Origin of the sequence: Polaribacter sp. IC073, assembly GCF_007997075.1 — a bacterium.
In the GTDB taxonomy this organism is placed as follows: Bacteria; Bacteroidota; Bacteroidia; order Flavobacteriales; family Flavobacteriaceae; genus Polaribacter.
Map to the genome: position 1 here is coordinate 81,832 of NZ_VORS01000009.1, position 24,409 is coordinate 106,240.

19 protein-coding genes are annotated in these 24,409 nt (G+C 30.9%); 4 read left to right on the plus strand and 15 right to left on the minus strand.

Annotation, left to right across the window (positions count from 1 at the left end):
• Nucleotides 1-218 precede the first annotated feature (218 nt).
• A complete protein-coding gene (locus ES045_RS13485; protein WP_147116819.1) occupies nucleotides 219-1,484 on the plus strand; it encodes a helix-turn-helix transcriptional regulator in 1,266 nt (421 codons plus the stop codon).
• On the opposite strand, the gene ES045_RS13490 is transcribed toward ES045_RS13485, so the two are convergent.
• From ES045_RS13490 to ES045_RS13545, 12 genes are all read right to left on the minus strand, one after another.
• A complete protein-coding gene (locus ES045_RS13490; protein WP_147116820.1) occupies nucleotides 1,481-2,581 on the minus strand; it encodes an AMP-binding protein in 1,101 nt (366 codons plus the stop codon). The two genes, ES045_RS13485 and ES045_RS13490, sit on opposite strands and share 4 nt — an antisense overlap.
• Nucleotides 2,565-3,539, minus strand: coding sequence for a CPBP family intramembrane glutamic endopeptidase (locus ES045_RS13495; RefSeq protein ID WP_147116821.1), 975 nt, complete (start codon nucleotides 3,537-3,539; stop codon nucleotides 2,565-2,567). The genes ES045_RS13490 and ES045_RS13495 overlap by 17 nt, the downstream gene beginning before the upstream one ends.
• A 47-nt stretch (nucleotides 3,540-3,586) precedes the next feature.
• Nucleotides 3,587-4,624 (minus strand): o-succinylbenzoate synthase, encoded by a 1,038-nt coding sequence (locus ES045_RS13500; RefSeq protein WP_147116822.1) that lies wholly within the window; start codon nucleotides 4,622-4,624, stop codon nucleotides 3,587-3,589.
• An 8-nt stretch (nucleotides 4,625-4,632) separates the two neighbouring features.
• Nucleotides 4,633-5,148, minus strand: coding sequence for an SRPBCC family protein (locus ES045_RS13505; RefSeq protein WP_147116823.1), 516 nt, complete (start codon nucleotides 5,146-5,148; stop codon nucleotides 4,633-4,635).
• A 9-nt stretch (nucleotides 5,149-5,157) separates the two neighbouring features.
• Complete coding sequence (gene menA / locus ES045_RS13510; RefSeq protein WP_147116824.1) at nucleotides 5,158-6,084, minus strand: 1,4-dihydroxy-2-naphthoate octaprenyltransferase; 927 nt, start codon at nucleotides 6,082-6,084, stop codon at nucleotides 5,158-5,160.
• Nucleotides 6,075-7,574 (minus strand): PH domain-containing protein, encoded by a 1,500-nt coding sequence (locus ES045_RS13515; RefSeq protein WP_147116825.1) that lies wholly within the window; start codon nucleotides 7,572-7,574, stop codon nucleotides 6,075-6,077. The genes menA and ES045_RS13515 overlap by 10 nt, the downstream gene beginning before the upstream one ends.
• Nucleotides 7,567-8,076, minus strand: a complete 510-nt coding sequence (locus ES045_RS13520; protein WP_147116826.1) for a PH domain-containing protein — start codon at nucleotides 8,074-8,076, stop codon at nucleotides 7,567-7,569. Before ES045_RS13520 ends, ES045_RS13515 begins: the two co-directional genes overlap by 8 nt.
• A 5-nt stretch (nucleotides 8,077-8,081) precedes the next feature.
• Nucleotides 8,082-8,462 (minus strand): SPOR domain-containing protein, encoded by a 381-nt coding sequence (locus tag ES045_RS13525; protein WP_147116827.1) that lies wholly within the window; start codon nucleotides 8,460-8,462, stop codon nucleotides 8,082-8,084.
• 1 nt (nucleotide 8,463) lies between these two features.
• On the minus strand, nucleotides 8,464-9,243 hold the full coding sequence (locus ES045_RS13530) for a (Fe-S)-binding protein (RefSeq protein ID WP_147116828.1): 780 nt from the start codon (nucleotides 9,241-9,243) through the stop codon (nucleotides 8,464-8,466).
• 128 nt (nucleotides 9,244-9,371) lie between these two features.
• The gene (locus ES045_RS13535) at nucleotides 9,372-10,688 is read right to left on the minus strand and encodes a (Fe-S)-binding protein (RefSeq protein ID WP_147116829.1); all 1,317 of its coding nucleotides are present in this window, start codon (nucleotides 10,686-10,688) and stop codon (nucleotides 9,372-9,374) included.
• Nucleotides 10,689-10,711: 23 nt separating this feature from the next.
• On the minus strand, nucleotides 10,712-11,659 hold the full coding sequence (locus ES045_RS13540; RefSeq protein ID WP_147116830.1) for an MlaD family protein: 948 nt from the start codon (nucleotides 11,657-11,659) through the stop codon (nucleotides 10,712-10,714).
• Nucleotides 11,660-11,713: 54 nt separating this feature from the next.
• Nucleotides 11,714-12,799 (minus strand): N-acetylmuramoyl-L-alanine amidase, encoded by a 1,086-nt coding sequence (locus ES045_RS13545; protein ID WP_147116831.1) that lies wholly within the window; start codon nucleotides 12,797-12,799, stop codon nucleotides 11,714-11,716.
• 218 nt (nucleotides 12,800-13,017) lie between these two features.
• Here ES045_RS13545 and ES045_RS13550 point away from each other — a divergent pair, with 218 nt between their 5' ends.
• Complete coding sequence (locus ES045_RS13550) at nucleotides 13,018-15,591, plus strand: putative LPS assembly protein LptD (RefSeq protein WP_147116832.1); 2,574 nt, start codon at nucleotides 13,018-13,020, stop codon at nucleotides 15,589-15,591.
• Nucleotides 15,592-16,052: 461 nt separating this feature from the next.
• Complete coding sequence (locus ES045_RS13555; RefSeq protein WP_147116833.1) at nucleotides 16,053-16,433, plus strand: RidA family protein; 381 nt, start codon at nucleotides 16,053-16,055, stop codon at nucleotides 16,431-16,433.
• Between the two features lie 74 nt (nucleotides 16,434-16,507).
• Here the strand turns inward: ES045_RS13555 and gap are convergent, their stop codons facing one another.
• From gap to ES045_RS13570, 3 genes are all read right to left on the minus strand, one after another.
• Nucleotides 16,508-17,509, minus strand: coding sequence for a type I glyceraldehyde-3-phosphate dehydrogenase (gene gap / locus ES045_RS13560; RefSeq protein ID WP_147116834.1), 1,002 nt, complete (start codon nucleotides 17,507-17,509; stop codon nucleotides 16,508-16,510).
• A 29-nt stretch (nucleotides 17,510-17,538) separates the two neighbouring features.
• Nucleotides 17,539-18,522 (minus strand): 6-phosphofructokinase, encoded by a 984-nt coding sequence (gene pfkA, locus ES045_RS13565; protein ID WP_147116835.1) that lies wholly within the window; start codon nucleotides 18,520-18,522, stop codon nucleotides 17,539-17,541.
• A gap of 227 nt (nucleotides 18,523-18,749) precedes the next feature.
• Nucleotides 18,750-23,111: a translocation/assembly module TamB domain-containing protein gene (locus ES045_RS13570; protein ID WP_223267257.1), complete on the minus strand. Its 4,362-nt coding sequence runs from the start codon at nucleotides 23,109-23,111 to the stop codon at nucleotides 18,750-18,752.
• Between the two features lie 261 nt (nucleotides 23,112-23,372).
• Between ES045_RS13570 and tsaD the strand changes: the two genes are divergently transcribed.
• Nucleotides 23,373-24,398, plus strand: coding sequence for a tRNA (adenosine(37)-N6)-threonylcarbamoyltransferase complex transferase subunit TsaD (gene tsaD, locus ES045_RS13575; protein WP_147116836.1), 1,026 nt, complete (start codon nucleotides 23,373-23,375; stop codon nucleotides 24,396-24,398).
• Nucleotides 24,399-24,409 lie beyond the last annotated feature (11 nt).

Here is a 24,409-nt window from a genome sequence, read left to right on the forward strand (position 1 = left end):
AAAAGTCGTGATAATTAAATCACGACTTTTTTTTGAATAATCAATATAGTAAGTTCAATCCCCCAATTTTATCACTATAAAGCCTCTTCTTATTTTACAAAGATACTATTGTTTTAAATTAATTTTTATAAAATAATGCTAACAAATCTACTACATCTTATTTAATTTCGTAAAAAAACTACTACATTTGCACAACAAAATCCTCTATTGTTTTATAAATGAACAGATTACAATTCGTAAAAAAAACAACCCTATTCCTCATAATTATTCAATTCAATATTGCTTTTACACAAGAAACATTAATTAAAAACAATAATTCTTGGCACTATTATGATCTTGGTTATTTAGATAACGACTGGATTAAGCTCTCTGAATTTTCTAATTGGAAGACAGGAAAATCTCCTCTAGGTTATGGTGATGACATCGTTTTTACTGAAATTAGTTTTGGTGGGAAACCTGATAAAAAACATATCACCAAATATTTCAAAAAGAAAATTTTTATTGATAAAGAGTATGTTGCTTATCAATTTAAAATTCAAAGAGACGATGGCGCCGTAGTTTACGTAAACGGAGTAGAGCTCTTTAAAGACAACATGCCAAACACTGCAATTAACAGCTATACAGTTGCTGTTAATACCATTATAAGCGAGGAAGAGCACGAATTTAAAGAGCTATTTTTTGATAATAGTATTTTTAAAAAGGGAGAAAACATAATAAGTGTTTCCATTCATCAAGCATACGAGTATTCGAGTGATTGTATTTTTAATCTCGAATTAATTGCGCATGATAATCACGAAGCTTTATCTTTTGTACTTGCTAATAAGAATAAAACAAATAAAAAGCTTGAGCAGAAAATAATAGATTTGAGCGCAAAGTTTGAATATGAAAAAATAATACTTCAAAAAGAAAGCTTAGAAAACACCAATTACAATTTAAAGGTTTTAGTGTCTTTAATTAGTATGCTCTTTATTATCTCATTGATTGGTTATTATTTTATGTTTGAAAATTTAAAAAAAATACGGAAAGCAAGAAATAATAAGTTAGCAAACCTTAACTCTAAGAACTTAGCTCAAGATAAAAAACTGATCACATTAACGACAAATTTATTACACAATAAGCAGTATTTTAAAGAAATAAAAGCAGACTTAAAAGGAATTAAAACAGAAGAAAAAGGAGGTATTAAAGGAATTATTAGCCAAATAGACTATGTTCTAGAGAGAGACGAGGACTGGAATACATTGAAAGAACACTTTAACTCAGTTCATGATAATTTTTATGATAACTTGATAAAAAAGCATCCTACAATGTCTGAAACTGAATTAAGACATTGCATGTTTATCAAACTACACATGCAAACAAAGGAAATTGCTAGAATTTTATTGATAGACCCAAGGTCTGTACAAACGGGAAGGTATAGAATTAAAAAGAAAATGGATTTAAATGAAAATCAAGATTTAAGAGATTATCTATTAAATTTAGATTAAAGTCTAATTAAATCTAGTGTTTGTTTGCGCTGGATTTTTTTAGTTTTGGTTTCAACAAAATTACTTGTAAAATATATTTCTTTTGGTCTTTCAAACTTAGAAAGCGATTTTAAACCCTTAATCTCATCAACCAACAAACTTTTATAATTTGACTTACTATCTTCAAGCTCAATAATTAACACTAACTTATCTCCTAATACTTCATCAGAAATACCTGCAACAAAAAAACGATGCGCTATAATTTTAGCTAATTTTTCTTCAATTTTTTCTGGATGTAATTTAATTCCTCCAGAATTTATAACGTTGTCAAATCTTCCCAACCATTCGAATTGTGTATCCGAAATTAACTTTACAACGTCATTTGTAAAAATAATTTCATCTGAAACCTTTTTGTTACTTATAACTAAACAGTTTCTTTCATCTATATAAATTACAGTATTTGGTAGCGTTTGATAGCTCCCTTTATATAGTGATTCTCTTGTTTCGCTCAGTTGTGATACTGTGAAATTGTTTAATTTTTTAACTGCGATATGCGTAATTGTTTCCGTCATGCCATACGTGGCATAAAACTCCGTAGCAATGGTTTGTAACTTTTCTTGAAGTTGGGTTGAAACAACTCCTCCACCAACAATCAATTTTTTAACTTGATGTAACTTCTCAATGGAATTTTCTACCTGTAAAGGCACCATTGCAGAAAAATCATATACTTTAGAACACTCTTTTAACGGATTAGCATTAGACTCAACAACATCTAAGTGCCAACCTAAACTAAGCGCTCTTACAAGCATCATTTTACCTGCAATATATGCTACCGGTAAGCACAACAAAGCCGTTGTTTTTTCTTTTAAGTTGAAAAAATTACCAGTTGCGACAGCAGAATTCTGCATCTGCTTTTTTTGCAATTGAATTAACTTTGGTGTTCCTGTAGAGCCAGAAGTTTGCACCAAAACAAACTCTTTTTCTGAAAACCAATCTTCTAAAAAAGAATGAATTTCTTCAGAAAAAACACGTGAATAGGTTAATAATTCATCTATAGAAGAAAATGAAATATTATTTAATTTAAACTCTTCATGAAAATTATTATTCTCCAATTTCATCCAATATTCTATAGTTTTCTTTCAAATTAACAGGTTCTATAATTTTACCCGTTAATTTTTCTTTCCAATTACTCCAACCGTATTTATTTGAAAATAGAAATAACATAAAAGGATATAAAACAAAAACAGGCAAGAACATTTCCCAAGTTACAGACGGGTCTGAAGTATCTATATACAAAGCATCTGTTTGAAAAACGGTCCAATCTGTCGTTATAAAAAATGCCGCTGTAATATTATTAACTGCATGTAAACCCAAAGCAATTTCTGTTCCTTCATCCATTAAAGTTACAATTCCGTAAAACAAACCTGTACCAATATAGAAAACCATGGTTATTTGCCCCAGTTTTGCTACCTCAGGATTTGCACCATGTAATAAACCAAAAACTGCAGATGTTAAAAGTAAAGGAACCCATCTATTTTTTGCTAAAACTCCAATTCCTTGCATAAAATAACCTCTAAAAAGCAATTCTTCTAAACTTGTTTGAAATGGTAAAAACAAAAATGAAATTACAACCAAAATAAAAAACGGAGTTGCATTAAAATTCCAAGTATAGTTTTCTGGTGCTAATAAAATACCGACATAAGACATGGCAACCGCTAAAACTCCCCAAACAAAAAAGCCGTAAAAAAAACGTTTCCAATCTACTTTATCTCTACTTGTAATTAAAGAAGTTATGGTTCTTTTATGAATGTATTTTACCCCAACAAAAAGGAAGATTAAACCAACAAAAAAAGTAAAAATCATTAGAAAAAGAAAAAAATTATTATCTATTCCTGCAGTCATAAAACTATCTTCTGAAAATTCAGAGAATTGAGTAAGATTTTCTGATTTTGCTGCGGCTGCCATAACCAAAGGTATAACTCCCAGAACCTGCCAACCAAAAAAGACTAATACAATCGTTAAAACCCAGTGATACCATTCGTTTTCCCCCTTGTATGCTTGTTGAATGTAATTCATGTTATATCGTTTTCACCTCCCGATTTCGCTCAAGAAGACATGTTGAATTATAAGTTAAAATTCCAATTTTTAGAATTATTATATTGCAATGTTCCGTTTTTAACCTCTAACGGACTCTCAAAATTATTCGTAAATAAACCTCCAGTTCCTAAACCTTGCGGCAATTCATTTTTTAAACTGTATGTAAACTGTGCAATTGCATTTAAACCAATATTACTTTCTAAGGCAGAAGTTATCCACCATTTTGTAGTGTTACTTTCCGCTAGATCTATCCATTCTTTACTTCCAGAGAAACCACCAATCAAACTTGGTTTCAAAATTATAAATTGTGGTTTTACTGTGTCTATTAGTTTCTTTTTTTCTTCGGAAGAAAAAAGGCCAATCAGTTCTTCATCTAACGCAATTGGCAACGGCGCGTTTTCACACAAAAAGGCCATTTCTGGTAACTGCCCTTGTTTTATAGGCTGTTCTATTGAATGAATGTCTAATTCTGAAAGTCTTTTTAATTTCTCTAACGCATCTTTAGGTTTAAAAGCTCCATTTGCGTCTACTCTTAATTCAATTTCTGTAGATGAGAATTCTTTTCTTATCGATTTTAGTAATTCAATTTCCGTATCAAAATCTATTGCACCAATTTTCATTTTGATGCAGGAAAAACCAGTTTTTAACTTTTCATGAATTTGAGTTTTCATAAATTGCTTATCTCCCATCCAAACCAAACCATTAATTGCAATTGCTGCTGTTCCTTTGGTAAATTCTGATGGAAATAACTCGAATTTATCTACGCTTTTTAAGGATAAGAAAGCTTGCTCTAAACCGAATTGAAGAGACGGGAAATTAATAATTTCTGCTAATAGTCTTTCTAAACCTAAATTGATGTTTTTACAAACCCAAATTAGCTTTTCTTCATAATTTGAAACATCATCTATACTTAAACCTCTAAACAGGCCTGTTTCTCCTATTCCTTTTTTACCATTTTCTTCTAAAATAATAAACCAAGTTTCTTTCGTTCTTAAAATTCCACGAGAAGTTCCACTCGGATTTTTAAAATTAAGAATGTATTTTTTGTAGGTTGCTTTTATCAAAATGAAAATTAATTATTTTCTATGTAATTCTTAAAATTATTCAAATAAGATTGATCTTGTTCTTGAAAAGTTCCTTTAAAATAAGGAAACATACATGCCATTATAAAAGATTCACTTTGGCATCTTGCATTTAAGATAATGGTTGTAACTCCATTTTCTTCAGAAAAAAGATAATCATCTTTCTTTAACATATTTTCAGCATCAAAAAATAACGTTACTTTTTCATTAGGTACATACGCCATAATTTTTTCCGTCATTTTAATTTCTTGCCCTTGGTTTAACACGACAATGTCATAAACGTTGCCAATAATTCCAGGGTTTTCGTTAATTGCTTTCACAGATTGTATTTCTGGAATCCAGTTTTTAACGCTATCAATTTTTATAAAGTTATTAAACACTTCATTTAGGGGTTTTTCAATAGACACCTTTGCCGAATAGGTAGTTTCTTTTATCAACAAACCTGTTGCTAAAAACACCACAACTAAAACAGATATTATGGTTAAGATTACTTTTATTGTTTTCATATATAAATTTTAAAAGAGTTGTCCTATTCCGAATAATACAGCAAATAAAAAGGTGCTCAAAGCTACTTTTTTTAACTCGGCATCTAACGCAGCAGGAATATTATTTTTCGATACTGTTATTGTGTTTTTTATCAATGGAATAAACGCTACTAAAAATATCAGTTGATAAATAGAACTAACGTCTAAGAACACATAAATTAGTGCAGCAATTAATGCGCCAATAATTAAAAAATAATGGTATTTTTTTGCACTTTCTATTCCTAATTTTACAACTAACGTATTTTTATTATTAATTTTATCTTCTTCCCGATCTCGTAAATTATTCAAATTTAAAACAGCTGTACTTAACAATCCTACAGAAATAGCCGGTAAAAAGATACTAAAATTTATTTGTTTTGTGTACAAGAAGTAACTTCCTACAACGCTTAATAATCCGAAGAAAAGAAATACAAAAACATCACCAAAACCACTATAACCATAAGCAGAATTACCAACGGTATACTTTATAGCTGCGGCAATAGAAGCAATTCCTAAACCAAAAAACAAGAATGAAAACCCAAAATCTTCACTTCCAAAAGCAACATAAATCAATGTCAAAGCAATAATTAAGGTGATACTTGTAGTAATTATCATTGCTATTTTCATTTGCTTAGGTGTTATTGCACCTGAAGAAACCATTCTTGCTTCTCCTGTTCTATTTTTATCTGAACCTTTTATTCCGTCTCCGTAATCATTTGCAAAATTAGACAACACTTGAAAACCAATAGTGGTTAAAATTGCCAGCCAAAAAATTGGAGTTTGTAAAATTGAAATGTTGCTATTTTCTGATAAATTATTTACAAAATCGTTTCCTAAAATAGCCCCAACAATTATCCCAGAAATAGACAAAGGAAGTGTTCTTAAACGTGCTGCTTTTATGTAACTTTTTACATCCATGATTTTTTGCTAGTTTCTACTTTAAACAGTGTATAATTATATATTTTATGCGCTTTCTCTAATGGGATGCAAGGTAATTTTATTTTTCCGGATGCTGTTTGAAAAATGACATCTGCCACATTATTTCTTGCTTGAAAAACAGTTTGCTTTAGCGCTATATTCTGAACTTTAAAAAAAGGCAAATATGTTTTGTGCGTTTCTATAATTCCTTGCCCAACTAACAATAAATCCTCATTAAATAAATAATATCTCTTTCTGAAACTTAATTCTACAGAAAAAATAAAAATAGGTATAAGAACTACATCTATCCAAAACACATGATTGTTTTCGATGGCAAAATAAAGACCAACATTCAATATTAAAAGAATTAAAAAACTTCTTATATACAGGCGTATCTTATAATAAGAATCTGAACAATTTTTATCGATATTATCTAAATTTTCATCAGGAAAAAGCAAATTTTTAATTGCTGAAATCTGTGCTGTTTTACAACCAACAATCTTAATAACTTTATCTTGTTTTTTCTTTACTTTGCCACTAATTGCTTGTTTAAAAGTAATAAATGAAATACCTAATCTCTTTTTTATTGGATTGTGAGAAATTGTAATATGTTGCACTTTGTCATTCTTTAGAATTACAGATTTCTTAGTTGTTAAACCTTGATAAATTTCTAAAGCATTATTTTTTACAAAAACCGTTAAATTAAAGTGTCTTAATAAGACTCGAACAACAGAACTTAAAACGGCAATAATTATAAAAAAAATAAGCAAACCAACTATTAAGAAAACGCTTGCTTCAAGTGAAGATGTATTCTCTGTAATATAATTATCTAAGAGCTCTTGTTTTCCTAAACCATCGAAAAGTTCACTAATTTGTTGAAAAAAACCGACTAATATAGCAAATAAAAGCACTAAGCTCTGTAAATGATTCTCGGTAATACTCACTTTTAGCAATGCTAAAAAACCTACTTTTAATAAAGGTTTTTCTTCAATTTCAGTTTCTGAATGCACAGTCCCTTTATCATAAATAGTAATTGCTTGCTTTAACGCACTTGCTTCTTTAAACGACAATGCTTTAATTGAAATTTCTGCTTTACTAGAACCTGCTGTTTCTATATTTACTTCATGTACATTTATAATTTGCTGAAAAATATTTTGCTTAAAATTGATGTTCTGAATCCGATCAAAAGGAATAGAAGTATTTGTTTTTTTAAGGATTCCTTTTTTTAAAATAAAATGTTGATTTTCTATTTTAAATTGAAAATTCTTGAAAATTAAAAAAGCCCTGACTAAGAAAAGCCCTAATATAACAGCAGCTCCTAAGTAAATATACAAAAGAGTACTTTCTGAAATTTTAGAAAATTTTTGAATAAAAAGGAATAATAAAATCCAAAAAGCTTTTAATGCTTTGTATAAAATATTTAGATAAATGATAAGAATCCCTTTTTTCGATTGCCTTCTAAACTGGCTAAAGTTCTCTGTGTTATCCATCTATTTTATTACTGATGAATTCTTTTATTTGCTGCGCTTCTTCTTTTAAAAGTCCGCTAATCTTTAAATCGTCACTACTATCTCCTGCAGTAAAAACACTTAAAGAAACCAAGCCAAAAAAACGAGAAATAGGTCCTTCGTCTATTTCTACGTGCTGTATTCTATTAAAAGGAACCGTTGTTAAGCTTCTAAAAAAAAAACCGTTTTGGTAAGAAATATCTTTTTCTCTAACCGCATACTTCCTTTGTTTAAATTCAATGTTTTTTATAAAAAGTGTAACAATAAAAGCGACCAAAATAGCAATAGACAACCAAAGTGAATATTCTGCTAACTCAAAGATGTCTTTATCATTGATAAAAAAAAGAACTATAAAAAGAGCTATAAAGAGGAGACTTGTATTTAATAAAATCACTTTTAGATACCTAATATCAATCAATTTGAAATCGATTTTAGTAACATCAGGAAAAGAAGTGACTGCAATATTCTGAAAAGAATCTGTCATAAAAACTAATATTGTAACGCTTCTGTAATTACTATGGGAGCATCATTTAACAAAGCTTGTACAAATGCACCTTTATATTTTATTATAATCTGACTTCTAAGCTTCTTTGCTTCTTGGTAAGTTTCAAAACCTCCTAATCTGTACTTTGTAAATCCGTTTTCTTGATAAATAGCTACATCTTCTAAATTAGCTAATGCGTCATTTGTGTTTTGTAAAGCTGCTATTTGCACTGTAAAAACTAATTTATCTTCTACAACAACTTCAACCTCTTGCATTTCTTCGGGGGTTACATATTCAATTTTTTGAACAGGAACTCCTTCTTTTTTTTCATTTTTGGTACATGAAAATAAACCGATACAAAATAACACTAAAAATATATTTTTCATCTTATAAATTGTTTGCTTCTGCAATTAATTCTGCAATATCTTTTACAACTACCTCAGCTTCCTTTTCCTTAAACTTAATACCATCTGTCATCATTGTGTTACAATACGGGCAACCTGTTGCAATAATATCTGGTTTGGTTTCTAGAGCGTCTTCTGTTCTTAAAATATTAATTTCTTTATCTCCTTTTTCTGCATCTTTAAACATTTGTGCACCACCAGCGCCACAACATAAAGCTGTAGATTTACTGCGTTTCATTTCTGTTAAGTTAACGCCCAATCTTCTAATTAAATCTCTAGGAGATTCATAAATATCATTCCCTCTTCCTAAATAACAAGGATCATGGAAAGTAACTTTTTTTCCTTGAAGCGTACTTTCATCAATCTTTAAACGTCCTTCAGAAATTAAATTTTGTATGAATTGTGTGTGGTGAAAAACTTCATATTTACCGCCTAAACTTGGATATTCATTTTTTAAAGTATTGAATGAATGCGGATCGCAAGTAACAATTTTCTTTACTTCATAACCATTTAGAACTTCGATATTCATCATTGCTTGCATCTGAAACAAAAATTCATTTCCTGCTCTTTTTGCAGCGTCTCCTGTAGAGGATTCTTCGGTTCCTAGAACGGCAAAACTTACGTTTGCTTGGTGTAATATTTTTACAAAAGCTCTCGATATCTTTTTTGCTCTATCATCATAACTTCCTGCAGCACCAACCCAAAACAACACTTCTGGTTGTTTTCCTTGAGCCATCATGTCTGCCATTGTTGGTACGTTCATATCTTTTGATGTTTAATCTTGTAATTGTTTATTCGTGTAATTGTTTGTGCTCGACCCGATTTCGCAAAAAAAAAACGAAATCACTTCAACTGACATTGACCTAAAAACTGCAACCGTAAAACGGTTGATTAATCTTCCTTAGCCCAGTTTAGTCTGTCTTGTTGATTGTATTGCCATGGTGCACCATTATTCTCGATGTTTGTCATCATAGAATTTAATTCTTGTGGCGCAGCACTTTCTTCCATAACTAAATACCTTCTCATGTCCATAATAATAGAAAGAGGATCTATATTTACCGGACATTCTTCTACACAAGCATTACAGCTGGTACATGCCCAAAGTTCTTCTGGTAAAATATAATCGTTTAATAATTGTTTGCCATCGTCTTTAAAAGTACCTCCATTTGCATCGATATTTCTACCAACCTCTTCTAGACGGTCTCTGGTATCCATCATAATTTTACGAGGAGACAATTTTTTACCTGTTAAATTAGCAGGACAAGCAGAAGTACATCGTCCGCATTCTGTACACGTATATGCATTTAATAGCTGTACTTTGTTCAAATCTAAAACATCTGATGCACCAAATTTTTCTGGTGCCTCAGCTTCTGTTCCTTCTGCAGGTGCAGCGTAAGGATCTGCATCTGGGTCCATCATTAATTTGACTTCTGTAGTTACAGACTCTAAATTAGTAAATTGTCCTTTTGGTTTTAAATTCGCGAAAAATGTATTCGGAAATGCTAATAAAATATGTAAATGCTTCGAATAATATAGATAGTTTAAGAAAACTAGAATTCCTAAAATATGAATCCACCATGCGGTTCTTTCTACTATGTGCATTGCTTCCAATGAAAAACCATCAAACAAAGGTGCAATAAACTGACTTATTGGATTCCCAATTCCTGCTTGCTGAAAAGTGGTGTCTGTAGCATTCATCACCAAAAAAAGTGTCATTAAAACCATCTCGAAATATAGAATCATATTTCCGTCGGTTTTAGGCCAACCTTTCATTTCTGAACTTAAAAAACGTTTGATATTTGAAACATTTCTACGAGTCCAGAAAATAATAACAGCCGCAAAAACTAGCGCTGCTAGAATTTCAAAAGTTCCTATTAAAAAGCCATAAAAAGCATCTCCTATAAAACCTTGAAAAACTCTATGTGTACCCAATAAACCATCAATAATAATTTCTAAAACTTCAATATTTATGATGACAAAACCAACATAAACAATAATATGTAGAAAGCCAGAAAAAGGTCTGCTAACCATTTTAGACTGCCCTAAAGCGATCTTAATCATGTTTTTCCAACGTGCTGCTTTATTGTCTGTTCTATCAATCGCTTTTCCTAAATTTATATTTCTAAAAAGTTTGCGAATATTCATCACAAAAAAGCTGATACCAGCAATTAACGCGATTGCAAAAAGGATATTTGGTAAGTATTGCATTTAAATAGTGCTAATGGTTATAATTAGTATTGTATTTCCTCACCATAAGGCTCTGGACTTTTACCAAAGATAGAGAAATGAATATATCTTTTTGGATTTAGCTTTATATCTCTTAATAATTCTTCTAATTCTCTGGTAGCCGCTTCTAAATTATCGTACATTTTTTTGTCGTTAATTAGCTTACCAATTGTACCATCGCCAGAATTAATCTTCTTAGACATTTCATTAAAATTACTAACTGCTTCTTCTGCTTTGCTTATAATTTTATTAAAGTCTACGGCATTTAAACTATCGGATACTTTACTAAAGTTTGCTGTAATGTTCTTGGTGTTTTCTAAAGTAATTTTTAAGTTTTCTTGATTGTCTACAACCATAGAATTTACTGCCTGTATGGTTTTTCTAATATCTAATATTGTACCCGCTAAATTAGAAACAGAACTATTAATACCATCAATAGTTTCATCGTTTAATATTTTATTTACACCACTAAACAAGGTATCTGCTCTAACAATTACACTTTCTATTTTTTGTTGCAACGGATTTAGTCTTTCTCCAATAGAAGTAAACAAGCTTTCTTCCATTTCACCTTCTAAAAGGTCTCCTGAAACAGCCATTTCACCTTCATAACTAGGAATTACAGCTAAACTAGAACCACTTAAAGGATTCGGAGAGTAGATTCTAACAATACTTTTTTTAGAAAATTCAAAATCGTTATCAACAATAAAAGTTACTATTAAATGACCTCTTTTTTCTTCACTTCTATTAAACTCAATTCTATCAACTTTACCAACTTTTAAACCATTGATAGTAACTGCACTAGACTTCGTAAGGCCACCAATTTTGCCATACTCTACTTTAAAAGTACGAGAACCAGGATCTAATAAATTTTGCCCTTTCAAGAAGTTAAATCCCCAAATGGCAATGACAATAATGATTACTGCAATAATTCCTGTTTTTAATTCTTTAGACATGTATAGAAGTTTTACAACAAAATTACTAATTATTTTTATTAGAAACCGTTAATTTTACTGCATTTTTAAAGCCTCTTGTACAGAGATTTTTTTTCCGTTTTTTAAAGCAACAATAAAAGCCGTTTTATACCCTTTAGACTGCGCTCTTTTTCTTGCACTTACTGCAGAACTAAAAGAAGAAGTGTTGCCGTAATAGTATTTATAATAGCTACCTACCGGAACTCTTTCTATGTTCTGTAAACCTTTAAAGTTGTAAGATTTTGTTGCTATTTTATTTCTTCCGGATGCAACTTGTACTTTAAATTCAATTTCATTTACAACCGATTTAGTAGTAACCTCTGCAATCACTGTATTAAGTTTTAAGTTCTTAATGTAACCATAGATAGCATCTGATATTTCATGAGCCATTTTTGCTTGACCTGATTTAGAATTTAAAAAACGCCCTTCGTTTTTATTTGTTAAGAAACCTAGCTCTACCAAAACACTTGGCATGATGGTTTCTCTTAAAACCTGAAAATTATCTTGCTTTACTTTTCTATCATTCCTTTTCAACTTAAAAGCAAAATTATTCTGAATTAAGCTTGCAATAGCCAAACTCTTATCTAAATTCTCTTCTTGTAGCAAAGATAGCCCAATTACAGATTCGGCAGAATTAGGGTCAAAACCTTTATATTTATCTCTAAAGTTGTCTTCTAAAAGAATTACTGCATTTTCTCTTTTTGCAATCTCTAAGTTTTTCTTATTTCCTCTTAACCCTAAAACAAATGTTCCTGCACCATAAGCATTTGAAGTATGAGAATCGCAATGAATAGACACAAACAAGTCTGCTTTTGCATGGTTTGCAATGTCTCCTCTTTTCCATAAATCTATAAAAACATCTTTCTTTCTTGTAAAGAGTACCTTAACGTCTTTATGTTTTTTTAACTTTTCGCCAACGATTAAGGCTACTTTTAAAGCAATATTTTTTTCTTTATATCCATTTCCTAAATTACCAGGGTCTTTACCACCATGGCCAGCATCTAAAACAACTACATACTCTTTTTGAGCGTAGATGGAAGCACTGTTGCATACAAATATAAAGAACAGTAGAAAGATAATTTTCCTTTTGATAATATTTTTGTGTTTTTGTTGGGATCTCATCAATAAAATTTAACTAATTTTGAATTCTTAAATTTGGAGTTTCAAATATCACGCCATATTTTTATTCACGGACAAAAATAGTATTTAAAGCATTGCAAACAAACCTATCATATATACTTTTATTTTGCTGCTTCTTTTTTACAAAGCTAAGCTTTTCTCAAGATATAAAATCTACTAATAAGATCGAGGTTCCCTTAGTAGTAAAGGATACGGTTCCGTTGAACAAAGTAGACGCTACTTTTACAACTCAGAAAGATTCTTTATTACTTAAAAAAAAGGACACCATATCTATAGATTCTTTGAAGCCAAAAGAGACAATAGAAGATATTATTACGCATGTTGCTAAAGACTACACCATACAGAATGCTAAAAATAAAACGGTAACACTATATAACGAAGCCAATATTACCTACACAGATATCGACTTAAAAGCGGGTATTATAGTGGTTGATTATACTAAAAACACCCTTTTTGCAAAAGGAATTATAGATAGCACAGGTTATGCACAACGCCCAGTTTTTAAACAAGGTAGTGAAGAATCTGAACAAGATTCTATTATTTATAACTTTAAAAGTAAGCGAGCTTTAATTTATGGTTTAAAAACCAAACAGGGTGAAATGTTTACGTTTGGTAAAAAGACCAAAAGAGTAAATGATTCTACTATTTATGTAAGAGATATTAAATTTACTACATCCGAGAAATTAGATTATTACATTGGAACCAGTAAAGCCAAAATAATTCCTGGAAAAAAAATAATTGTTGGTGGTAGTCAATTATTTATTGCAGATGTACCAACACCAGTTTACTTACCTTTTGCTTACTTCCCTATTACACAAACAAGTGTTTCTGGGTTTTTAATTCCTGCTTTCGATACTGGAAGTAGCGATAGAGGTATTGGTTTTCAAAACGGTGGATATTATTTTGCAATTAATGATTATGTAGATTTAGGAATTACCGGTGATGCTTACTCTAACGGAAGTTGGGGATTTAGAGCTAGTTCAAATTATAATAAAAGATATAGTTTTAATGGAGCTTTTAATTTTAGCTACGAAAACAACATTAATGGAATTCGTGGTTTCGATGATTTTAGTAAGTCGAACAATTTTAATCTTAGATGGAATCATAATCAAGACACAAAAGCGAGTCCGAATTCTAGATTTACAGCCTCTGTTAACTTAGGAAGTAGTAAGTTTTTTAGAGAATCTCAAAATCAATTTAATGTTGCACAAACACAAACAAACACCTTTAATTCTTCTATAAATTATAGCAAAACTTTTGTTGGCACTCCTTTTAACATGAATGTTACTGCCCAACATCAACAAAATACAAATACAGAAAAAATCACAATGACATTGCCTGCTTTAACTGTAAATATGAACAGAATTTATCCTTTTGCAGGAAAAAACGGTATAAAAAAGAATCCTATTCAGAAAATGGGTTTTAATTACACTTTAGATAGTAAATATTTAATTAACACTACGGATGATGATTTTCTAAAGGCTAAAATGTTTGAGACTGCTAGAGCTGGTATGCAACACAAAACCGGGACAAGCACAAATTTTAAAGCTTTTAAATACTTCACCGTTTCACCAAGTGTAAGCTACGAAGAAACATGGCAATTTGATTATGTTGATAAAAAATATGATGCAACAAACGACCTAATTGTAACAGATACCTTGAGTGGTTTTAAGACTTTTAGAGAGTACAATACAGGCGTAAGCTTATCTACCAATATTTATGGTACTTTCAATTTTAAAAAAGGTCGATTAAAAGGAATAAGACACACGTTTAGACCTTCTATTTCTTATTCTTACAGACCAGATTTTGAAGAGAAATATTTAAAGCAGGTGCAAGCTAGTAATGACCCAAGCAACTTACAAGAATACACCGTTTTTGATAATGGTATTTATGGCGGACCATCTTCTGGGTTAAGCAATTCTATTGGAATTTCGTTAAACAACGTTTTAGAGGCAAAAGTTGCACCTAAAGACCCAAATAGTGATGATGAAGACCAGAAGATAACCCTTTTAAACAATTTAAACTTTAGTAGTTCTTACAATATGGCTGCAGACAGTTTGCGTTGGTCTAGAGTAAGCTTTTCTGCTGGAACCCGCTTATTTAAAGATAAATTATCTGTAAACTTAAGTGGTTCTTTAGATCCTTACAAAGTAGTTGCCTCTTCAAATGGTTCTCCTATTAGAATTGATGAATTTAATTCGAACTTATTGGGTTTAAGGCTTACAAATGCTAGCTTAACTGCAAATTACTCTATTTCTAGTGCAGATTTTAAAAAGGATGAAGAAGGAAATAAAAAGGATGATAATCGAGACCCTAACAACTCACAAGATGTAATTGGTGCAGATATAAACCCTACAGATAGATTTGGTCAAAAAAACAATGCCATAAACACCAATGAAAAGGATAAAAACAAAACTGCAAAACTTTACAACGCAGAAATTCCTTGGTCTATTAATTTAGCATATTCTACAAACTATATAAATAACGGACTTGATGGTGGAGAAATTGGTGTGCATAGTATTATGTTTAGTGGTAATGTAGAATTGTCACCTAAATGGAAACTGGGGTATTCTTCTGGTTATGATGTTAAAGGAGGTGCTTTTACCTTTTCTAGATTCAATTTTACGAGAGATTTAGATAGTTGGAATTTCAATTTTAACTGGGTGCCATTTGGTACAAACTCTTCATATACCTTTTTTATTGGTGTAAAATCTTCTATTCTTTCTGATTTGAAATGGGATAAAAATAAACCACCAGATAGAAAGTTGTTTTAAGTTGAATTCTATCATTTTTATCATAGCAACTTTAAGTGGCTTTTATTCAATATACAAAGCGATAATAGCTCTTGATAAAATTTATTTTATCAATAAAAAAGGAATAAAAGCTAAGGCGACTGTTGTTCATATTAGAGAAAACAAAAGTACGGATATTGATGGAACCTAAAGTTCCGAGCATTTCTACAACGTACAGTTTATTGACAACAGAGGTCGGGAAATTGAAAAAGAGGTGAAATTTGGAGTAAAAAAGAGCGTCCTAATAAACCCGCCTTTTTCCGTAAATATCATGTATCATAAAGATGAAAATAATGAAATAGATATTATTTTAGAAAAAATGATGTTAGAAATCTAGGTTTTTATCTTAATGTTATCTTTGGAATTGGAATATTATCATACGTAGTGTACAATTATGATGGCAAATTAGACATCATTTTAAACTTTATAAACAACTTATTTAAATGAAAAAAATAATTACAACAAGCAAAGCACCTGCACCAATTGGCCCGTATAATCAAGCTATTTTAAGCGGAAACACATTATATACTTCTGGTCAGATTGCTTTTAATCCTGAAACAGGAGCATTAGTTTTAGATTCAATAGAAGAAGAAACAAAACAAGTAATGGAGAATTTAAAAGAAGTTTTAGCAGCTGCTGAAATGACTTTTGAAAATGTAATTAAAACTTCTATATTTATTTCTGACATGAATAACTTCGGAAAGATAAATGCCGTTTACGGAGAGTATTTTAATGAAGAAACTGCACCTGCAAGAGAAACTGTAGAAGTTGCAAACTTGCCTAAATTTGTTAATGTAGAGATTAGTGCAATTGCAGTAAAATAGTTTTTAGTTTTAAAACAAAAAAAAACCTGATAGAGATAAATCTATCAGGTTTTTTATTGTGTTTATTTTGAAGACTACAATGAAGCAGAATATTCAATTAAATCTACAATCTTAGTTGAATAACCTATTTCGTTATCATACCAAGAAACTATTTTTACAAAGTTGTCGTTTAATGCGATACCTGCATTTGCATCAAAGATAGAAGTACGAGTATCTCCAATAAAGTCTTGAGAAACTACTAAATCTTCAGTATATCCTAAAACACCTTTCATTGGTCCGCTTTCTGAAGCAGATTTCATTGCTGCACAAATTTCTGCGTATGTAGCTGGCTTTTCTAACTTCACAGTTAAATCAACAACAGAAACATCCATAGTAGGAACTCTAAAAGCCATACCTGTTAATTTTCCGTTTAAAGCAGGAATTACTTTTCCTACAGCTTTTGCAGCTCCAGTAGAAGAAGGAATGATGTTATGAATAGCAGAACGTCCACCTCTCCAATCTTTCATAGAAGGGCCATCAACTGTTTTTTGAGTTGCAGTTGCTGCATGTACAGTTGTCATTAAACCTTCTGAGATTCCCCAGTTGTCATTTAACACCTTAGCGATAGGAGACAAACAGTTTGTTGTACAAGACGCGTTAGAAAAAATTTGCTGATCTGCTTTTAATTCTGTATTATTTACACCCATTACAAACATTGGTGTATGATCTTTAGAAGGTGCAGATAAAACAACTTTTTTAGCTCCTGCTTGTAAGTGTTTTCCAGCAGTTTCCTCTGTTAAGAAAAATCCGGTAGCTTCTATTACATATTCAGCACCTACTTCATCCCACTTTAAGTTTGCAGGATCTCTTTCTGCTGTAATTCTAATTTCGTTTCCGTTTACAACTAACATACCGTTTTTTACTTCAACAGTTCCATCAAATGCTCCGTGAACAGAATCATATTTTAACATGTAAGCTAAATAATCTACATCTAATAAATCATTAATAGCTACAACTTGTACATTATCTCTTGTTACTGACGATCTGAATGCTAATCTTCCAATTCTTCCAAATCCGTTAATTCCTATTTTTATCATTTTTTCAATATTTAATTTACTAATTAATATTATGTGGTCATTATATCTGAAACTCTTAAAAGTTCTTGATTAATTGAATGACCTCCTTTTATTGCTTCTGAAATGCTTGAACTAATTACTTCGTTATCTTTTAAACCTACCATTAAATTGGTTTGTCCGTCTAATAATAATTCAACAGATTTTACACCTAACCTACTTGCTAAAACTCTATCGAAACAAGATGGAGAACCACCTCTTTGCATGTGTCCTAAAACAGAGACTCTTACGTCATATTCTGGCAAGTTTTCTTCTACGTATTCTGCCAGTTCATATACATTTTTACCAGATTTATCTCCTTCTGCCACCACAACAATACTAGAAGATTTACCTGTTCGTCTACTCTTTTTAAGAGATTCTAACATTCTTTCTAAACCTAAGTCTTCTTCAGGAATTAATATTTCTTCTGCTCCTGCTCCTACCCCTGCATTTAAAGCGATAAAACCAGCATCTCTTCCCATTACTTCAACAAAAAACAATCTGTTGTGAGAAGACGCCGTGTCTCTAATCTTATCTATTGCTTCAACTGCTGTATTTAAAGCTGTATCGTAACCAATTGTATGTGACGTTCCAAAAATGTCGTTGTCTATTGTTCCAGGAATACCAATAATAGGAAAGTTAAATTCTTCATTAAATGTAACAGCTCCTGTAAAAGACCCGTCACCTCCAATAACAACCATACCTTCGATTTCATTTTCTTTCAAATGCTCGTAAGCTTTAACTCTACCTTCTTTGGTTCTAAATTCTGTTGATCTTGCAGATTTTAAAATAGTACCACCCTTATTAATTATATTGTTAACACTCCTAGCTGTTAATTCTATAAAATCTCCTTCAATAAGACCTTCATAACCTCTATATATTCCCACACAACTAACGTTGTAGTAAGCACATGCTCTAACTACAGATCTTATTGCTGCATTCATCCCTGGAGCATCTCCACCAGACGTCATGACTGCTATTTTTTTAATTTTCTTCATATTCTATATTGTAAAATTACTGTTTTTTAAGCATTTAATTAAAAAAATCTACGAAATCGTTTTAGCCTCCCCTCCCTTTCTATCAAAGGGATTTTAATTGAGAACCAACATATAATCTCAAGTATTTAGTGTAATTATTTGAAGAGATTTAGACCTTTTAAAGAAGATTAGATCAATTTCAATTTATTTAAAATTCGGATTGTTTTGAGAAATTTTAAATCTAAAAATTAGTTTCCTCTAAAATCTTCAAACACTTTTGTTCTAGTTGTATCTTTTTTTACTGTTTCCGAAGCTTTTAGACCTCTTTTTTTCTTTAAACCTAATCTTCTAAGCAAACCAGAAAGTGTGTTAAAATTCACTTGATAAGACAAACCAATACCTTGTGTATATCCTTGATCTTCTATTGTATATTGAATTTCATTCTGCCTATTAAAAATAACTCCTCTAAAATTTCCTTCTTTATTCAATAAAACCTCAACCTTCACCTCACCAACAACGCTAGACTGTGTTTGTGTACCAATAGGAACACCTACTTTTCCATTGATAATTACCCGTTCACTCACTTGTGTACTTACAGACAAATCTACCTGATTATCGATATTCAATCGATCTAGATCGCTATTATTTTGACCTTGTTGATAATCTACACCCAACTGAAATTTACTATCCGGACTACTTAAAAGGCTCGAAAAAGCTGCCGCAATAGCACTGGAAGCTGTACTAGTAATGGTTGCATTTGCATCAAAATTTACTTTGTCTGGGTTTGCAAAGTTGCCAAAAGCTAAAAGCGATATAAATTGCGTTGTTTTTTCATTTACATTATTATCATTTAAAACAAACTCTAACTCATTTGCAATTGTTGGGTCTACATTGGTTAACTGAATATCTAACTCTTGTTTCGAATTGAATAAACCTCCTGTAATTCTTGCCACTAAATCGACTTCTATGTTTCTATTAGAATTAAAATTTTCTAATAAAACACCTGGGTTTGCTTTCGCTTTATAAACAGCAGTCACATCTAAATTGGCATCTGCAGGGTCTCCGTTCCAAGAAACGGTACCTCCTTTTTGAATTACAAATGGCTTGTTTACAAAACCACCATACTTAAAATCATACACGCCGCTATCTACAGCATAATCGCCGTACATGTTAAATTTACCTCTAGTGTCTATTTCTATTTGAAGGTTTCCAATGCCTCGTCCAGAGAGTTGGCTTCCATAAACCTCATCAATTACAACTTGTGCAACAGCATCTTTTGTAACTTCTAAATCGATATTTAAAGAAAGTCCTTTTAATGCTTCTAGGGCAATTTCTTTTTGACGCTCTTTTACTTTTGTCTCGTCGGATTTAAAGTGAATAAGACTAAAACTATCTACGGTTTCTACATCTTTTAAAGGAAGCACAAAAATGGTTCCGGGCATTGTTTTTGCATTTACTTCTATGGTTAATCGATCTGTTAACCCGAAGATATCTGCAGCACCATCTATATAAGCAGTACCATAATACAATGCTTCCTCTCTACTTTCTGTATCTAAAACCATTAAATTATCTCCGGCTATCTTTAACCTTAAAAACCATTTATTAAAATTAGAATGAGAGATGTCTCCTTCTAAAACTCCCCTTGTTTTATTCTTGGTGTCTAACAATTTAAAATCTTCAAAAATAAAAGATTGCTGCAGCAACGTAATAACAGACTCTCCTTCAAAATCATAATCTACATTTAAGTAAGGAAACTTTAAACCTGCATTCTTCAGTCGAAGTGAACCTTCCATATCTGGGTTACTTAAAAAACCTCTTAAAGTAAATTCTCCGGACGCAGTTCCTCTTAAGGAGGATAAAACATCTTGACCTAAAGGACTAAATGCATCTAATTCAAACTCCTCTAAAAAGACACTTAGATCTATAATTGGTCTTTCTAATGAGAAATCTAAAGCACCAATTGCTGCAATACTTTTAACATCTTTATGCTCTATGGATAAATTTACACTGTACTTTTCATACGAATTATCTCCTTTTATATTTACAAATAAATCTCCTTGTTTAAAATTATTAACCTCAAAATCTTTTACCGTTAGTGAGCCTTCTGGCGCATAAACACCTTTCTCTTGCACAAAATCTAAATGACCAGAAAGCACTCCTTTTAAGTCTAAACTATCTATTTTAGGTAAAAAACTTTGTAGTTTTACTTTCGTAAAATCTGCTAAAAGAATCTTTTCTTCTGTGCCTATTAGGTTTCCTGTAAATTCAATTTTTTGTTCTCCTGAAACTAGTTTAAACTGACTAAAACTAAATTCATTCTTTTTTAAATCAAACGTAATTTTGTCCGTATTTTTATGATCTGGATTAATATTCCATGTATTTTCTTTAAATATAAAAGATGATTTTTCAAATCCTAAAACAGATTTTCCTTCAGGATTAAATGTGTAGAAAAAATCGAGATTAAAGTCTTCATTTTTTTGATCTCCTCCTTTAAAAATAGATTTAAAATACAACGTATCGTTTTCTGTTCTATTTAATAAATTTAATTTATATATATTATAATATGCTGTATTTACCTCATCTGCTGTTAAAGAAGTATTATAAAGCGGATTGCTGTTATCTGTTCTTAAAGAAATCACCTTTACTTCTGTGCCATAAGCATCTATTCTTGGCGAATTAAAATTCAATCTAAATAAATCGCTATCAGAATTTATTTTCCCCTTGATTTTTGTTTTATCATCAATAGAAACCTTCGGGAAAAATACATTTACAATTTGATTGTAGACAGTAAAGTTAAAATCTAAAAACTGATTTGGCGCAACTTGATAGGGTTTGTAATTTGTGTAAATACTACCCAGTGCATTTTGTGCAACTTTTGGCAATTCAGAAAAAGAAAATTTCCCTGTAATATATCCTTGTGCAATATCTTCAGATCCAACATCAATGGTTTTTATACTGTCTTTTATAGAAGATGTTACTGTAAACTCTTCGAAGCTATATTCTTTTTTCTGATTTGTGTAGAGCACATTCTTAAACACTGCTTTTCCAATAATATCATCAAACGTATTTCCTTCTACATCTAGTGCTATTTTGCCTTTTACAATAGAAATAGTGTCTCTGGTGAACAGATTGGTTTCTCTTAAGTTTAAATAAGAAATATCAGAATTAAAATCGAATTTTTGCACTTCGGATGACAAATCTGCCAACCCATTAAATTTCATTTTAAAGTTCACATCATCGATCACCAAATCTCCATCAAACTTATTGTTTTGATATTGACCATTGGCAATAATATTTTTATAGGTGTAACCGTTAAAATTAAGCTCAGAAATATTTCCTACAAACTTCGTATTAATGTTATCTAATTTAAAACCGCTTCCATTAACAGCTCCTTTTAAAGATACTTTTCCAAATAAAGGATCATTGAAAAAAGCGCCAATATTAAAACCGACAAGTGCTACATCACCTGTATAAGATGCGGTATCAATCTCCTCTATATTGTTAATTTCTAAGTCTGTAATTACACTACCTATCTGCGATTTTAAAGCTACCGTAGCTTTCATTTTAGAGGGAGAAACCGTTACTTTTCCTCTAATTTTAAACTGACCTAGTTTCCCAAATTCCGACGGTAACGTTTTACCTAAAACATTTGGCAAAATATTTTTAAGTTCACTGTAAGTTGCCGTTAGGTTGTTTAGATCTCCTTTAAAAACAAAGCCTTTTTCTGTATTAACTGCATTTTTAAAAGAAAGATTTCCATTTAACTTTATGCCTTTTTTTGTTGAGAGGTTTAAGTTCTTTAAGTTGAAGTTATTCAACTTCCCATTCATTTTCCCTGAAAAAGAAATAACATCATTTCCATTTAACTCATTATAAAACTTTTTTAAATCTAAAACCTTTAGTTTACTTTCTTTAAAAGCTGCTTTTATAGTAACCTTATTATTAAAATCTGTTAAATCTTCTCTTTTGTAAGTGAAGAGAATATCGCCAATTACACTAGAATTTTGAGTTTCTAATTTCGTATTATCAAAACGCATGGCCTCTCTGGTAAAGGTATAATTGGTGGTTAAGTTGGTTACTTGTAAACCTTCATTGGTTTTAAAATACAAACCTCTAGCATTGGTAGAAAAATCTGACCCAATAATTGCCATGTCTTGCACATTACCACCTATACTTAAAGCAGAAAAACTTAAAGGATTTGTATTGTTTTCATTGATTAATTTAAAGTCTAAATTCTGAATATAGACATTATTTGCTTTTAAAATAAACGGAGATTCTAAAGAGTCTTTTGGTCTATCATTATTAAAACCATCAATAAAAACAGCCATATTATCCTCTGTTTCTCCTTTGTAGGTTTTCATATAATAATATGCGTCTTCTAGAACTATGTCTTCCAATAAAATTTCACTAACTAAAACTTTCTTAGCACTTAATAGTGATGTGGTGAGTTTTTTTACAAATATTAAGGTGTCTTTATGATGGTCTCTAATTTCAATATCTTTTAATGCTACACTTCCTAAAAAAGAAAGATTTATTTTACCAATAGTTAAGTTTGTACCAAAATCTTCATTAATTTTATTGGTTGCATAGCTACCCAGCTTTGTTTGCACAAAAGAAGTAGATAGTAAAATACTAACTAGCAGAAGAAAGAGTACAATGTACCCTACCCATTTTAATATTTTCTTTCCTACGGTTTTAATGACGATCTATTTTAGTACTATTCACAATATTTAAAGGAAATTAATCAAAAATATTGCCATGTATTACAAAGAACGTGGAAATTTAACAAAGAATTAAATTTCTATTCTTAAAAAAGGAAAATCAACCTAAAATTATACTTAATTTTGCTAAAAATCGATTTTATCTCATTCATGAAAACATCCATTTATATTTTAGGTATAGAATCTTCTTGTGACGATACGAGTGCGTCTGTGATTTGCGACGGAAAAGTATTAAGTAATGTAGTTGCCAACCAAGAAGTACACTCTAAATATGGTGGTGTTGTGCCAGAATTAGCTTCTAGAGCACATCAGCAAAATATAGTCCCTGTGGTGCAACAAGCTATAGAACAAGCAAACATTACAAAAGAAGAACTGTCTGCAATTGCTTTTACACGTGGCCCTGGTTTAATGGGTTCTTTGTTAGTGGGTACTTCTTTTGCAAAGTCTTTGGCTTTAGGTTTAGGCATTCCGTTATTAGATGTAAACCACATGCAAGCGCATATTTTAGCACATTTTATTGAAGAGGATGCTAGTAAAACCCCGTCTTTTCCTTTTATCTGCTTAACCATAAGTGGTGGTCATACCCAAATTGTAAAAGTCACAGATCATTTTACTATGGAAGTTTTAGGGGAAACAATCGACGATGCTGTTGGAGAAGCTTTTGATAAGTCTGCTAAAATTTTAGGGTTACCTTATCCTGGTGGGCCCTTAATTGATAAACATGCAAAGTTAGGAAACCCGAAAGCGTTTCCTTTTACAAAACCAAAAGTTGGCGATTTAGATTTTAGTTTTAGCGGGTTAAAAACAGGAATTCTTTATTTTATTCAGAAGCAACAAAGAATAAATCCTAATTTTATTGAAGAAAACCTGAATGATATTTGCGCTTCTATACAATACACAATTGCAGAAATTTTAATGGATAAATTAAAAAATGCTGTAAAACAAACAAATATTAAACAGATTGCCATTGCGGGTGGCGTTTCTGCAAATTCTGAAATAAGAAACAGATTACAACTTGCTGAAAAACATTTTGGATGGACAACCTACATACCGAAGTTTGAATACACTACAGACAATGCAGCAATGATTGCTATTACCGGATATTTAAAGTATTTAAAGAAAGACTATGCAGCCATTTCTGTAACCGCAAAGGCACGTTTAAAAGTAACAGAGTAAACTTTACTAAT

Coding starts and splice junctions, on each gene's coding strand:
- ES045_RS13485 (WP_147116819.1), top strand. CDS start 219: ATGAACAGATTACAATTCGTAAAAAAAACAACCCTATTCCTCATAATT.
- ES045_RS13490 (WP_147116820.1), bottom strand. CDS start 2,581: ATGAAATTGGAGAATAATAATTTTCATGAAGAGTTTAAATTAAATAAT.
- ES045_RS13495 (WP_147116821.1), bottom strand. CDS start 3,539: ATGAATTACATTCAACAAGCATACAAGGGGGAAAACGAATGGTATCAC.
- ES045_RS13505 (WP_147116823.1), bottom strand. CDS start 5,148: ATGAAAACAATAAAAGTAATCTTAACCATAATATCTGTTTTAGTTGTG.
- menA (WP_147116824.1), bottom strand. CDS start 6,084: ATGGATGTAAAAAGTTACATAAAAGCAGCACGTTTAAGAACACTTCCT.
- ES045_RS13515 (WP_147116825.1), bottom strand. CDS start 7,574: ATGGATAACACAGAGAACTTTAGCCAGTTTAGAAGGCAATCGAAAAAA.
- ES045_RS13520 (WP_147116826.1), bottom strand. CDS start 8,076: ATGACAGATTCTTTTCAGAATATTGCAGTCACTTCTTTTCCTGATGTT.
- ES045_RS13525 (WP_147116827.1), bottom strand. CDS start 8,462: ATGAAAAATATATTTTTAGTGTTATTTTGTATCGGTTTATTTTCATGT.
- ES045_RS13530 (WP_147116828.1), bottom strand. CDS start 9,243: ATGAACGTACCAACAATGGCAGACATGATGGCTCAAGGAAAACAACCA.
- ES045_RS13535 (WP_147116829.1), bottom strand. CDS start 10,688: ATGCAATACTTACCAAATATCCTTTTTGCAATCGCGTTAATTGCTGGT.
- ES045_RS13540 (WP_147116830.1), bottom strand. CDS start 11,659: ATGTCTAAAGAATTAAAAACAGGAATTATTGCAGTAATCATTATTGTC.
- ES045_RS13545 (WP_147116831.1), bottom strand. CDS start 12,799: ATGAGATCCCAACAAAAACACAAAAATATTATCAAAAGGAAAATTATC.
- ES045_RS13555 (WP_147116833.1), top strand. CDS start 16,053: ATGAAAAAAATAATTACAACAAGCAAAGCACCTGCACCAATTGGCCCG.
- gap (WP_147116834.1), bottom strand. CDS start 17,509: ATGATAAAAATAGGAATTAACGGATTTGGAAGAATTGGAAGATTAGCA.
- pfkA (WP_147116835.1), bottom strand. CDS start 18,522: ATGAAGAAAATTAAAAAAATAGCAGTCATGACGTCTGGTGGAGATGCT.
- tsaD (WP_147116836.1), top strand. CDS start 23,373: ATGAAAACATCCATTTATATTTTAGGTATAGAATCTTCTTGTGACGAT.